Origin of the sequence: Sutcliffiella sp. FSL R7-0096 (assembly GCF_038595065.1) — a bacterium.
Taxonomy (GTDB): Bacteria; Bacillota; Bacilli; order Bacillales; family Bacillaceae_I; genus Sutcliffiella_A.
Map to the genome: position 1 here is coordinate 1,889,962 of NZ_CP152003.1, position 12,874 is coordinate 1,902,835.

The following is a 12,874-nucleotide window of genomic DNA, read 5'->3' on the forward strand; positions in this document are numbered from 1 at the left end:
ATGGTTTCTTTCTCCTTTCAGGCGATTATGCTTGATTGTTCAAGAATAGTGCTATCTGCGATAATTTTAACACATGGATGCTTTTTGAGGACAGACGCAGGGAAGCTTTCCGAGATATCTCCGTAAAGGAGCTGCTCGAATGCCCTCGCCTTGTTTTTACCAGCCACAAGGAGGATTATTTCTTTTGCGCTCATGATGGAAGCTATCCCCATTGTAATCGCCTGGGTGGGGACATCATCTATACTCGTAAAAAATCTTGCATTGGCTTTTCGAGTAGATTCTGTCAGATTCACCACATGTGTACGGCTATGAAAGGGAGTCCCTGGTTCGTTGAAGCCGATGTGCCCGTTTTCTCCAAGACCAAGAACCTGTATGTCTACCGGGCCATTCTTGATCAAGTCTTCTTCGTAATTCCTACACTCAACTTCCAGCTTTTCGACTAATCCGTTGGGTATGAAGATTTTTTCTTTATTGATATTGATATGTTGAAAAAAATGTTTCTCCATAAACGAATAATAGCTGTTGGGGTCCGTTTTTGGAAGCCCAATATACTCGTCTAAATTAAAGGTAGTGACGTTTTCATAAGAAGTCTTATGGATGATATGATCCTCCAATAGATATTTGTACATACCAGTGGGGGTACTTCCTGTGGCAAGGCCAAGTACAATGTCTGGGTTGCTCCTGACCTGATTTGCAATATAGGAGGCTGCTTCTTTACTTAACGCTTCATAGGATGGGGTGTGTATGATATCCATGATTATTACTCTCCTTTGTATGATAGTTTTCCGTTGCAGAAAGTCATTTTCACTTGCATCTCCTCGTCGACAATGACGAGATCTGCATCTTTCCCTACTGCGATGCTGCCTTTTCGATTCCAGACGTTCAAACGCTTGGCTGGATTGCTCGTGGCCATTTGTACTGCCTCTTGCATACTGCACCCTGTGTAATCCATCATATTCTTGACTGCTTCATTCATCTTCAGTACGCTGCCAGCAATTGTGCCATCTTCCAGGAGGGCAGTTTTATTTACTACCTTCACTTTTTGACCACCAAGATCATATTCTCCGTTTTTGAGCCATTTTGCTCTCATTGAATCTGTTATTAATAGGATTTTATCGGGACCTTTAGTTAGATAGGTTGCTTTCACCACCGCAGGGTGTACATGGATGCCATCTGCGATGATTTCTAAATAAAGTTCCGGATGGGCAAGCCCTGCCCCGGCAACACCCGGTTCACGATGGTGATTTCCTCTCATCCCATTATAGAAATGGGTAATATGTTGTGCGCCAGCGCTCATCGCCTCCAACATTTCCGAATAGAGCGCATCTGAATGCCCGATGGAGGTGATAACACCTGATTCAGTCAGAAATTTCACCAGATTATTTCCATTTTCTTGTTCGGGTGCCATGGTTACAATTTTGATAGTATCACCTGAGTCAGACTGAAACTGAGTAAAGTCGGCTATGCCCGGTTTCATGATAAATGCTTTCGGTTGTGCACCGGCTCTTTTGGCATTGATGAATGGTCCTTCCAAATGGACACCAAGTAATTCACCTGCATAGGGGTCAGGTTGGTTGTCCATGTAGGTATGGATATTCTGCAATGCTTTGCTTATATTGGTTTTTTCTTGTGTGATGGTTGTAGCAAGGAATGAGGTGGTACCTTCCTTTGGGAGGGTGGAGGCCATGGAATGGAGGGCCTCTTCGGTGGCGTCCATGACATCTGAACCATTCAATCCGTGTATATGAATATCAATAAAACCAGGAAGTGCTATTAGCTCATTTTGCAGAAAGATTTCCTCTAAATCATCGGGGTTGGTATATTGGTCCATAGTTCCAATGTCTGTGATTTTTCCTTCCTTGAATTTTATAAAACCATTCTCTATAATGTCTTCTTCCAGCATGACTCTTACTGATAGAAGAACATAGCTATCTGATAAACCAGTTTTCATACAATGATCTCCTTTAGCTATAATATATGTTCATGATAGCAAATGAATGTCTAGTTGTATATACCACTTTTGGTGGAAGTGGTATATACAGAATCAACATAAGGATATTGTATAATCAATTTCATCTATTCATATTTTCAACGAAATAATATACTATAAACAGAATAAGAGCATAGAATACTAGAAAGGTGAATCATCATGACTAACATGCAGCTAAAAATCAGAACAGCAGAAGTTAAAGACCTACAAAAGATTGTAGAGATTTACAATTCCACCATCGAGAGCAAAATGGTGACCGCGGATACTACTCCAGTTAAAGTGGAGAGTAAAGTAGAATGGTTCCAACAACATAATGAGAAGAGACCATTACAGGTAGTGGAATATGAGAACGAAATTTGTGCTTGGATCAGCTACCAGGACTTTTACGGTCGGCCGGCCTATCAAAAGACTGCAGAGGTTAGCATTTATCTGCATCAGGATGCAAGAGGCAAAGGGCTTGGCGCTATATTGTTGGATAAAGCAATCAAGGAATGTCCATCACTACAAATTGAAAATCTGCTAGCTTTCATATTTTCACACAATATACCAAGCATTAAACTATTCAAGAAATTTGGGTTTGAACAGTGGGGTTTTCTCCCAGAAGTGGCGGAACTTGATTCTGTCAAAAGGGATTTAGTGATAATGGGTAGAAAAATAATAGAGTAGGGGGAAGGCGATGAAATGGAAATGGGCAATGGTCATCTTCACTGGCATATTTCTTGTGACGGGAACACTTCTGGCATTTAATGAACATGTTAGGGGAGCCGCAAAGCTTGCACTTTCCACATCACCAATTGTAACTCTTTCATCTGAGCATGATACTAGGACGATCATGGCAAAAATGGATGAAGGAGCAGGGTTTCAAGATGTACTATCACACGTAGAAGCGGATGGCTGGAAATTCGAAGAACAGGTTGGCTCTATGTTCCTTTATTCAAGAGGAGATGAAAGTCTCGTCATCATGCTTAAAATGTGGACAAACCAGTATATAGTGGCAGAAATGACGAAGGGGTAGGGGAGATCATGTTAAAACCGGTACCAATGATTAGAACGGAAAGATTACAGCTTAGAAGTTTAACGCTAAGAGATTCAGATATCATTTATTCATACTTCTCCAATCCAGAAATGACAAGGTTTTACGGAATGGAACCCTTCCAGTCTAAGTTGGAAGCTGATAAATTTATTAAAGACTTTATAGACGACTACACCACTTTGTATAGGTGGGGCATTGTTGAAAAGGAAACAGGGACATTGGTCGGTACATGCGGCTTTCATGCCGTTTCGGATAAACACCGACGGGCTGAAATAGGTTATGAAATAGATTTACCATATTGGGGGAAAGGTTACGCTACCGAATCTATCCAAGGATTGGTCAAATTCGGGTTTGATTCGATGGAACTTAACCGCATAGGAGCAAATGTGTACCCCGAAAATGTTGGTTCCAGAAAAGTTCTGGAAAAAGTGGGTTTTACCCACGAGGGGCTCTTAAGGGGCTATCTATTCCAAGGTGGCAAATACCATGACGCAAATGTCTTTTCCATCTTAAAAGATGAAGTGGTGGAACACAGGAATCAATAGATTACTGTGTTAGACTGTTGACAAACTATAAACTAGTTAGGTTATCTGTTGGAAGAGTTGATCTCCGTTGCAGGAGCTTCGCTTTCCGCGGGCAGTCCGGAAGCCTCCTCGGGCTACGCCCTGCGGGGTCTTCCATGTCCTTTCCTCCCGCAGGAGTCTTCGCTCCTTCCACTGCGATCAACTAGAGTATTTCATTATTTTAAGCTTTGTCTACACACTGACACAGGAATCAATAGATTACTGTGTTTTTTTACGGAAAAAAATTGTGCTAAACGAAATAATAATAGATAATAAAAGTGTTAGAATTTACAGTAAGTTTAAACCCAACGAAAGAACGCTTTACTTTAAAGGCTCAGTGAGTAGACAAAGTTATTTAATCTTCAAGAATATGCAATTTCCATGTTGATCGTAGTGAAGGGCGCGCAGACTTCCGCGGGAGGAAGGGACAGGGAAGACCACTGAAAAAGTACATAATTCTGATTATCTGTATAAGACCGCTGTTGATTTCCGCAAACGGCTTCGCCTATTGCTCCAATCAACAGCTAGAAATTCATAAAAAAGATAAGTTATTGGATTTTTCAGTGGCATCGGCGTAGCCCGAGGAGGCTTCCGGACCGCCCTGTGGATAAGCGAAGCGCCTGGAACGAAGATCAACAAGTAATTGCAAATCTAAAGATTTAGGGTTTGTCAAAAGTCTGCGCCTTTGTTTAAAGGCTGTTTTCGTAAAGTCCTAGCAAAGGGTGTGTGTCGACATGTATCAAATAAGAAAATTGGCTGAATGTACGTTAAATCAAGCTCTTCTTGCATGGAATAGAGGTTTTGAAGGATATTTTTTTGACGCAAAAATGGATGTGGATCGTTTTACAGCCAGAATAGGCAAAGAGAGTATTTCTGCCGACCTTTCTATAGTCGCTTTTGATGGTGAAGAACCAATAGGACTTCTTTTAAGCGGGTATAAAAACATAGGCAATGAGTTGATAGCTTGGAATGGCGGGACCGGCGTGGCTTCCAGTCATCGAAGAAAAGGTGTTGGGAAACTTTTGGTGGATAAGGCTTGTGAGCTTTATCTGCAAAAGGGAATCAAGACTTCTACTCTTGAAGCCATCTCTGAAAACAAACAAGCCATTTCGTTATATGAATCCAGGGGATACAAAGTGGTGGATGAAGTAATTCATCTTACTTTGGAAACTCCAGTGGACTTTGAAGACTCCTTGGATTACCAACCGGTGTACAGTTCCTCACAGGCATCCCAGTTCCTTCCACTTTATCAGCATGACACACCTTGGCAAAGTCAATGGTGGTGCATGAAAGATGGTCAATTGATCCAGCTTTTAGGAAATGAGGGGGAAACCGTGGCATATGCCTTGTTCAAAAAGCAATATTCTGCCGATGGTACTTTAAATTCCATTGTGGTGACACATTGTTTTATTGAAGAAAATCTATCAAATACAAATAAAGTATTGGAGGCTTTATTTTCCAACCTTTTTCCGCCTTCTGCTACAACTTATCAATGTACCATCGCCTTTTTCCAAACATCCAATGAAGTAGTATATAAGTACCTGAAAACAAAAGGCTTCAACAAAAAAGTCGGGCAAGTCTGGATGAAAAAGCCCATTTCTATTGAGGTCTCTGGGAATATCAAACATTCCTAATCAAACGAAACAGAATCTTTTGTGTATTATCATAAGGAGGGATAATTATGTTAATTGAAAAGTTTTTACAAGAGCAAAATGAACAGTTTCAAAAATTGTTGAAACAGTCCACTCATGCAGGATGGATGGCCCAAACGACAGGGGAGAAGAAATGGGCAGAGGAGGCGGGAAGAGCATCGAGCGAATTCAGTCTTTTCTATGCAGATAAAGAAAGGTACCAACAGGTTAAGGATTTTTTAAAGGAACCAGGGTTAACACCAGAGCAAAGAAGGCAGCTGGAAATTCTCGAATATGGCATGAAAGAAAATCAATTAGATAAAGAAACCATCGAAGAGCTATCCACATTGTCTTCAGAATTGAATTATCTTTTTAATACATATACTCCGGAAGTGGATGGAAAGAAACTATCAGCGAACGATATTCGAGATATCTTGCTGAACAGTTTAGATACACAAATGCGAGAGAAAGCTTGGAAGGCAAGTAAGGAAGTGGGGCGGGCGGTTTCGGATAAATTGTTGGCATTAGTGAAAAAGCGAAACGAATCCGCGCGTCAATTGGGATATGACAATTATTATGAAATGTCTTTTGCCAACCAAGAGCTCGATATGGAAGAGGTCTTTTCCATGTTCTCCGATCTTGTGGAACAATCAGATGATACGTACAGACAGTTGAAAAGTGAACTGGATAAGGAGTTGGCCGAAAAGTTTGGCATTAAAGTCCATGATTTAAAACCATGGCATTATGTTGACCCATTCTTTCAGGAAGCTCCCGCCAATGAACAAGCCAATTTGGATGCTTTCTTTAAGGGGCAGGACCTCGAGAAACTCACAGCCGATACCTTCGACTCCATGGATATGCCGATAGAAGAATTGTATGCATCTTCAGATCTTGAGCCTCGTGAAGGGAAAAACCCTACTGCTTTCTGCATGGATATGAACAGGGAAGGAGACATACGGGTACTATGTAATAATGTGGACAATACCTATTGGATGGGGACCATGTTACATGAGTTTGGCCATGCAGCCTACAACATGTATGTGAACCGTGATCTTCCATATTTGCTTAGAAGCTTCGCACATATCCTGACAACGGAATCCATTGCCATGCTGTTTGGTAAAATGACCGAAAACCAAGAATGGTTATCCAAGTTTCTAAAGTTAGAGGATGAGAAGCTGGATGAAATGATGCCATCCCTAGAGAAGCATGAACAATTGAAGATGCTTATTTCAGGACGCTGGATTATTACGTTTGTGTTCTTCGAAAGACAATTATATGAAAATCCGGATCAAGATTTGAATGCCCTTTGGTGGGAAACAGTGGAGAAAATCCAATTGTTGAATCCACCGGAGGATCGCACAAATCCGGATTGGGCGGCGAAGATACACTTTACCCTTGCACCGGTTTATTATCAAAATTATTTGCTCGGAGAATTGACGGCAGCACAACTCTATCAGTATATAAAAGGGAATATATCCGATGAGTTCTTCACTCTTAAGGTAGGAGCATTTATTCGTGATGAATTCTTAGCGCCAGGGGCAACCTATCATTGGAATAGGAAAATAGAGAAAGTGACAGGAGAACCGTTGAACCCTGCACATTTTATAAATGCATATTGTCATAATGAAAAAGTGAATAGTTGATTTAAGCATTAAAAATATGGAGAAAGATTAATAAAGTGGAAGAGGATCCGTTCTCTTCCGCTTTTTTTATTAAGTTTTTATGACTTTTATAACAAATTCAAAATTTTTCATGAAAATGCAACTAAATTCCTATAAACTAAAAGAGACTAAGGTTTTTCGACCTTTTATGACATTAATTTATGAATTTTAAATACCAAACTTAGAAGAAAGGTTTGTCTCCTATATGAAAAAATTCTTTCCTTGTGTACTCCTCTCCGTGCTGTTGATACTTTTGGGGAACACATCTGTAGCTAGTGCTGCTGGGCCCGGAGATCTGTTCAGTGAATCGGTTCTATTAATAGATGCAAAATCAGGAAACGTCTTATATGAAAAAGATAGTGAACGAATCATGTATCCGGCAAGCATCACTAAAATCGTCACAGCCATCATTGCTATCGAAGAAGGAGACTTAGAGGATATTGTTACGGTAAGTGAGAATGCTAGAAATCAAGAGGGATCGAGGGTTTATTTACTAGAAGGTGAAAAAGTAACCTTGGAGAAATTGGTACAAGGGCTCATGATTAATTCGGGAAATGATGCTGGTACGGCCATTGCGGAGCATTTGGATGGAAATGAAAAAGCATTTGCTAAACGTATGAATACTTTTATGGAAGAAAAAATGGGAGTGGAGAATACTAATTTTGTAAACCCCCATGGACTTTTTCATCCAGACCATGTAACCACTGCAAAGGACATGGCAAAAATTGCTCAATATGCAATGGAAAATGAAACATTTAGAGATATAGTCAGTACAAAGGAAATGTATTGGAAAGGGGAAGGTTGGGAAACCACCCTATTTAATCACCACCGACTATTATGGGACTACGAAGGAACAACCGGTGTGAAAAATGGATTTGTACCTGAAGCCGGTCATACATTGGTTACTTCGGTTGAAAGAGATGGTATGGAACTTATTGCTGTCACCTTGAAAGCTGCTTCTAAATATTATAGCTATTGGGATTCCATGTCCCTCTTGGATTATGGTTTCGCCAATTTTATGACGGAAGAAATTGAAAAGGGAGAAATGGTTTCTGATGCTGCTGGTAGAGAGTATATGTTAGCTAAAAACATAATTGTCGCACGGCAGAAACAGGAGACAATTGCCCTGAAAGTAAATAAGGACAAAGATTTATTGGTCAAAGTTGGTAACAGAGAGCATATAAGGGAAGATGTATTAGTGGAACAGGAAAAGAGTTTGTTGACACCTGTACCTTCCGCCGCTTCTTCGGACTCACTTGGAAGTTCTGGTCCAGCTGGTGAAACAGAGGCAAAAACCAGTTTGGCCTCGACTGCAATCATCTTTTTATCTCTATTTGTATTTATTTTTATCATGGGCTTGTTTCAGAAAAGGAGAAGAAGAAAAAAACTACAACAACGCTACTCCAATTCCCTCGGCTATTCGAGAAGGAGCAGCTATAATAGATAATCTATTCAGCTATTCATCTTTTAAAATATAGGATGAATAGCTGTTTTGTTTTTCTCATGAAGGGTATTTTGGACATATGAGGAAAAGGTGTTTGGCTTGTTGTCCAAACATTGTATATAATGGTGATATGTAGAAAATAGGAGGGATCAGTAATGCCGAGAACAGAAGATACTCTTAATGAACAGTTAATTGATTTTTTACAAGGTGAAAAGATTGTTTCCCTGATTACATCTGATAAGGAAACCAACAAACCGAACTTAAGTATTGTATCATGGTTAGTTGCCCACCAAGATGGCAAAACAATCAAGTTTGCACTTGGACATAAAGCGGAGAGTGCCTTTAACATCGAAAAGAACCCGGACCTAATTCTTGGTGTGGTTGGTGCCGGCAGCTGCTATTCTATCAATGGGAGAGGCACTGTATCGGATGTAATCGATAAAACGATGAAGTATCGTGTCGTAACTGTTGAAGTGGAGTCTGTGGAGGATGTCATTTTCTATGGTGGAAAAATAACACAGGAACCAGACTACATAAAAACATACGATGCAGACCTTGCAAAGAAGTTGGATGAGGAAGTATACGATCTATTAAAGGCATAATATTTTATAAGTCTTTCACTGCACCTTATAAAGGTGCAGTTTGACTGTTGACAAACTATAAACTAGTTAGGTTATCTGTTGGAAGAGTTGATCTTCGTTGCAGGAGCTTCGCTTTCCGCGGGCAGTCCGGAAGGCTCTTCGGGCTACGCCCTGCGGGGTCTTCCATGTCCTTTCCTCCCGCAGGAGTCTTCGCTCCTTCCACTGCGATCAACATTAGAATTTCATTATTTTAAGCTTTGTCTACACACTGACTGCACCTTATAAAGGTGTAGTTTTTTACTTGCAGAGATTTCTAAATTTTAGAAGAAATATGGAAATGATAGGATGATAGTTTTATAATAGAAGAAGAAAGGAGGATGTTATGAAAAACTGGTTAAAAACAAACAAACGAAAACTCTTTCCTTTTTTTGCTGTCTTTCTGTTGGCGGGGGCGTTAGTAACCTATTACATGAGTACCACACCATTTCAGGAAGCTGGTAGCATTGGAGTGCTGGAAAACCAAAACAAGTCAACTTCCAAATCATCGGGGTCCAATAGTATCGCCGTGGAAAAAGAAAACCCATTCAAACACAAGAACAAGTTAAACGAAGGGGACGTTCAAAATTACATTCACTGGATGTCACATCAAAAAGTTAAAGCAGACAGTAAATGGACCCACTATAAACTGACTCCTGAAAGAGTGGATTGGCTCCTTCAGATGGTCAAAGAAGGCAATTATGAACATGAGGAAGTTTATGTTGAAATACTGACAAAATGGCAAAAGGGTAACTTTTCTTCTGCAGATCTTGATCATAATCGTGTTTGGACATTACTCAATGGAAACGTCGGAAAAGCATATGGTGTAATGTCAGAAGAAGAAGAAAAAGAATATCTACAAAATCCAAACATCAAGTTTAAATAGAAGTTTCCCGTTTCTTGTTATGGTAAAATAATGGCTAAACTGGCATTTGAAAAGGTGGTTTATTTCAGGATGAACGGAATCAGAAACTTTGCGCAAACAAAGAGAGAGCAAGACATTGTTAGAAAAGCGGAAATCCTGGCTAAGGATTTTTCCAAGCGGGCTGCAAGCTATGATCAAAATGCCGAATTTCCATTTGAGAATTTCCAAGCTTTGAAGGATGGAGGGTTCATAAATCTTACCATACCAGAGAAATATGGTGGACAAGATGCTGGCCTGTATGAATTCCTGCTGCTACAAGAAACAATAGCACAAGGAGATGGGCCGACTGCACTTAGTCTTGGTTGGCATCTTGGGATCATGATGAACGCTGCAAACAATCCTTCTTGGCCGGAAGATACGTTTGAAAGAATTTGCAAACAAATCGTGCAGGACAAAAAGCTAATCAATAGTGCTCATAGTGAAGCGAAAACAGGTAGTCCTGCAAGAGGTGGAAAGCCAGGAACCATTGCAAAAAGACTTCCAGATGGTGGTTGGCTCATTAATGGAAGGAAGAATTTCGCTTCCCTTGCTCCAGCACTGGATTTTTTTATCATCTCAGCCTCCATTGATGGATCAGATGATGTTGGTGAATTCCTGTTGCCACGAGAACTAAGCGGCATATCGATTGAAGAAACTTGGAACACATTGAGTATGCGGGCGACTAGAAGTGACGATCTGTTAATAACGGACGTTATTGCACCTGAGGACGCCCTTTTATACATAAAAAAGAAACAAGCACCAAAACCTCAAGGGTGGTTACTACACATCCCTGCTTGCTATTTAGGGATAGCCATATCAGCGAGAAATGAAGCTGTTTCCTTTGCAGATACATACCATCCCAATAGCTTGCCACATCCTATAAAAGAGGTTGCTAAAGTGAGGGAGAGGGTGGCCAAGATGGATTTGGAACTTACATCTGCCAGACATCTTCTCTATAGCGTGGCTAGGCTTTGGGATGAACAGCCCCATAAGAGGGAGATGCTTGTTGGAGAATTAGCTGTGGCCAAACTGATTGGAACCAATAGCGCCATTAAAGTGGTAGATGAGGCAATGAGAATTGTTGGTGCACAAAGCCTACATGCTGAGCATCCCCTACAAAGGCATTACCGGGATGTTCGTGCAGGCCTTCATAATCCTCCTGCTGACGAACTTACCATTGAAATGCTCGCAAAGCAGGCATTTCATAAAGTTTCAGAATGATGGAAAAAGAGAGTGGTATTATGGATGGAAAATGGAATAAAAATACGAAAAGAGATTGGCGATACCCGATTGCACATAAGGAGGCATGGATTGGAATTGCACTTGTTATTTTCCATTTTGCTTGGTGGTATGGATTTGCCTATGGGCTCGGTTCAGAGCCTATAGAATCCTATACATATGCGTTTGGTTTTCCTGCATGGTTCTTTTATAGTTGTATCGTCGGTTTTATCGTCATCATCTTTCTTGTAATTTTGATAGTGAAATTCATATTTGTGGATATTCCCTTGGATTCAGACGAAAAGGGGGATCCTTATTCATGAATATACAAGTAATCATACCGTTGTTATTTTTTCTTTTGATCATGTTTTTTATCGGAGTGACAGCCTCTCGTAAGCTTTCCAATTCTTCCTCTTTCATGCAGGATTATTTCCTTGGAGGCAGAGAGCTTGGAGGGCTTTTGCTTGCAATGACAATGGTGGCCACCTATGGGAGTGCATCCAGTTTTATAGGGGGTCCAGGCATTGCCTATCATACCGGGCTTGGATGGGTTCTGTTGGCCATGATTCAGGTGGTAACCGGTTATTTCGTCCTAACCATACTTGGGAAGAAATTTGCGATTATGGCAAGGAAAATGAAAGCAATCACCTTGATTGACTTTTTAAAGGAGCGTTACGGTAGCAAGTGGGTCGTATTGTTGTCAGCCTGTAGCATAATCATCTTTCTTTTTTCTGCCATGGCAGCACAATGGGTCGGTGGAGCAAGGCTGATTGAATCCATTACAGGGCTCTCTTACACTTCGGCCCTGTTTGTTTTTGCAGCATCTGTATTGGTGTATGTCATCATAGGTGGATTTCGTGCTGTAGCCATCACAGATGGAATGCAGGGGATCATAATGGTTCTCGGTACCATTGTCATTTTGGCTGGGACGATCATTGCAGGTGGTGGGATTCCGGCTATTATGGATGAGCTTATTGCAGAAAATCCAAAACTAGTCACTCCTTTTGGCGCAGATGGATCATTGACTCCACTTTATGTGTCCTCTTTCTGGATATTGGTCGGTGTAGGAGTGGTGGGTCTACCACAGGTGGCGGTCAGGGCCATGTCTTATAAAAATGCAAAAGCAATGCATGCGGCCTTAATCATCGGCACCATTGTAGTGGGGTTCATTATGCTTGGTATGCACTTGGCAGGTGTCTTTGGGCGAGTGGTGCTGCCGGGATTGGAAACTCCGGATACTGTGATGCCACTTCTGGCCTTGCATGTATTACCACCCTGGCTTGCTGGTATTGTTTTGGCTGCCCCCATGGCTGCCATCATGTCAACGGTGGATTCCTTATTGTTGATTGTCAGTTCTTCCATCGTAAAAGATGTATACTTGAACTATATACGTCCGGATGCTTCTCAACAGAAGATAAAGAGGATAAGTATCGGGATCACGGCGGCAGTTGGAATATCTGTTTTCTTTTTGGCTATCAACCCTCCGGAATTTCTAATCACACTAAACCTATTTGCGTTCGGTGGATTGGAGGCAGCATTCATTTGGCCGGTTGTATTAGGGCTTTATTGGAAGCATGGGAATGCTGATGGTGCATTAGCTTCCATTCTTGTAGGGGTGTTTTCCTATATTGGGATTACGCTATTTTTTCCAGACGCATTTGGCATGCACAGTGTGGTTCTTCCGGTAGTGCTGTCCCTTTCTGCCTATATTCTATTCAGTCTTATTGGGCCAAGTCGAAGGAACTCAAAACAAGAAGATATCATCAATAATTATCTAATTTAGACACGAAAGAAATGATAGAAAATACAGATG

13 protein-coding genes are annotated in these 12,874 nt (G+C 41.0%); 11 read left to right on the top strand and 2 right to left on the bottom strand.

The genetic code is table 11. The annotated features are described in order from the left end of the window. Window positions 1-17: 17 nt before the first annotated feature. Window positions 18-755 carry a glucosamine-6-phosphate deaminase gene (gene nagB / locus MKY77_RS09585; RefSeq protein WP_339145610.1) on the bottom strand — a complete coding sequence of 246 codons (738 nt, stop codon included), beginning with the start codon at window positions 753-755 and terminating at the stop codon, window positions 18-20. A 5-nt stretch (window positions 756-760) separates the two neighbouring features. Beyond that, window positions 761-1,951: an N-acetylglucosamine-6-phosphate deacetylase gene (gene nagA, locus MKY77_RS09590; RefSeq protein WP_342515710.1), complete on the bottom strand. Its 1,191-nt coding sequence runs from the start codon at window positions 1,949-1,951 to the stop codon at window positions 761-763. 207 nt (window positions 1,952-2,158) lie between these two features. Here nagA and MKY77_RS09595 point away from each other — a divergent pair, with 207 nt between their 5' ends. From MKY77_RS09595 to panF, 11 genes are all read left to right on the top strand, one after another. Continuing rightward, the gene (locus MKY77_RS09595) at window positions 2,159-2,656 is read left to right on the top strand and encodes an N-acetyltransferase family protein (RefSeq protein ID WP_339149779.1); all 498 of its coding nucleotides are present in this window, start codon (window positions 2,159-2,161) and stop codon (window positions 2,654-2,656) included. Between the two features lie 10 nt (window positions 2,657-2,666). Continuing rightward, the gene (locus MKY77_RS09600; protein ID WP_339145612.1) at window positions 2,667-3,005 is read left to right on the top strand and encodes a hypothetical protein; all 339 of its coding nucleotides are present in this window, start codon (window positions 2,667-2,669) and stop codon (window positions 3,003-3,005) included. Continuing rightward, the gene (locus MKY77_RS09605) at window positions 2,963-3,568 is read left to right on the top strand and encodes a GNAT family protein (RefSeq protein WP_342515711.1); all 606 of its coding nucleotides are present in this window, start codon (window positions 2,963-2,965) and stop codon (window positions 3,566-3,568) included. The genes MKY77_RS09600 and MKY77_RS09605 overlap by 43 nt, the downstream gene beginning before the upstream one ends. A 752-nt stretch (window positions 3,569-4,320) precedes the next feature. Then, window positions 4,321-5,220 carry a GNAT family N-acetyltransferase gene (locus MKY77_RS09610; RefSeq protein ID WP_339145614.1) on the top strand — a complete coding sequence of 300 codons (900 nt, stop codon included), beginning with the start codon at window positions 4,321-4,323 and terminating at the stop codon, window positions 5,218-5,220. Window positions 5,221-5,267: 47 nt separating this feature from the next. Then, window positions 5,268-6,860 carry a M2 family metallopeptidase gene (locus MKY77_RS09615; RefSeq protein ID WP_339145615.1) on the top strand — a complete coding sequence of 531 codons (1,593 nt, stop codon included), beginning with the start codon at window positions 5,268-5,270 and terminating at the stop codon, window positions 6,858-6,860. A gap of 223 nt (window positions 6,861-7,083) precedes the next feature. After that, entirely contained in the window at window positions 7,084-8,325 is a 1,242-nt protein-coding gene (locus MKY77_RS09620) for a D-alanyl-D-alanine carboxypeptidase family protein (RefSeq protein WP_339145616.1), read from the top strand. A gap of 152 nt (window positions 8,326-8,477) precedes the next feature. Next, complete coding sequence (locus MKY77_RS09625; RefSeq protein WP_339145617.1) at window positions 8,478-8,924, top strand: pyridoxamine 5'-phosphate oxidase family protein; 447 nt, start codon at window positions 8,478-8,480, stop codon at window positions 8,922-8,924. Window positions 8,925-9,285: 361 nt separating this feature from the next. Next, on the top strand, window positions 9,286-9,825 hold the full coding sequence (locus MKY77_RS09630) for a DUF6241 domain-containing protein (RefSeq protein ID WP_339145618.1): 540 nt from the start codon (window positions 9,286-9,288) through the stop codon (window positions 9,823-9,825). 69 nt (window positions 9,826-9,894) lie between these two features. Continuing rightward, a complete protein-coding gene (locus MKY77_RS09635; RefSeq protein WP_339145619.1) occupies window positions 9,895-11,064 on the top strand; it encodes an acyl-CoA dehydrogenase family protein in 1,170 nt (389 codons plus the stop codon). Then, the gene (locus tag MKY77_RS09640; RefSeq protein WP_342515712.1) at window positions 11,061-11,384 is read left to right on the top strand and encodes a YhdT family protein; all 324 of its coding nucleotides are present in this window, start codon (window positions 11,061-11,063) and stop codon (window positions 11,382-11,384) included. Before MKY77_RS09635 ends, MKY77_RS09640 begins: the two co-directional genes overlap by 4 nt. After that, window positions 11,381-12,844, top strand: a complete 1,464-nt coding sequence (gene panF / locus MKY77_RS09645) for a sodium/pantothenate symporter (RefSeq protein ID WP_339145621.1) — start codon at window positions 11,381-11,383, stop codon at window positions 12,842-12,844. Before MKY77_RS09640 ends, panF begins: the two co-directional genes overlap by 4 nt. The last annotated feature ends 30 nt before the right edge of the window (window positions 12,845-12,874 follow it).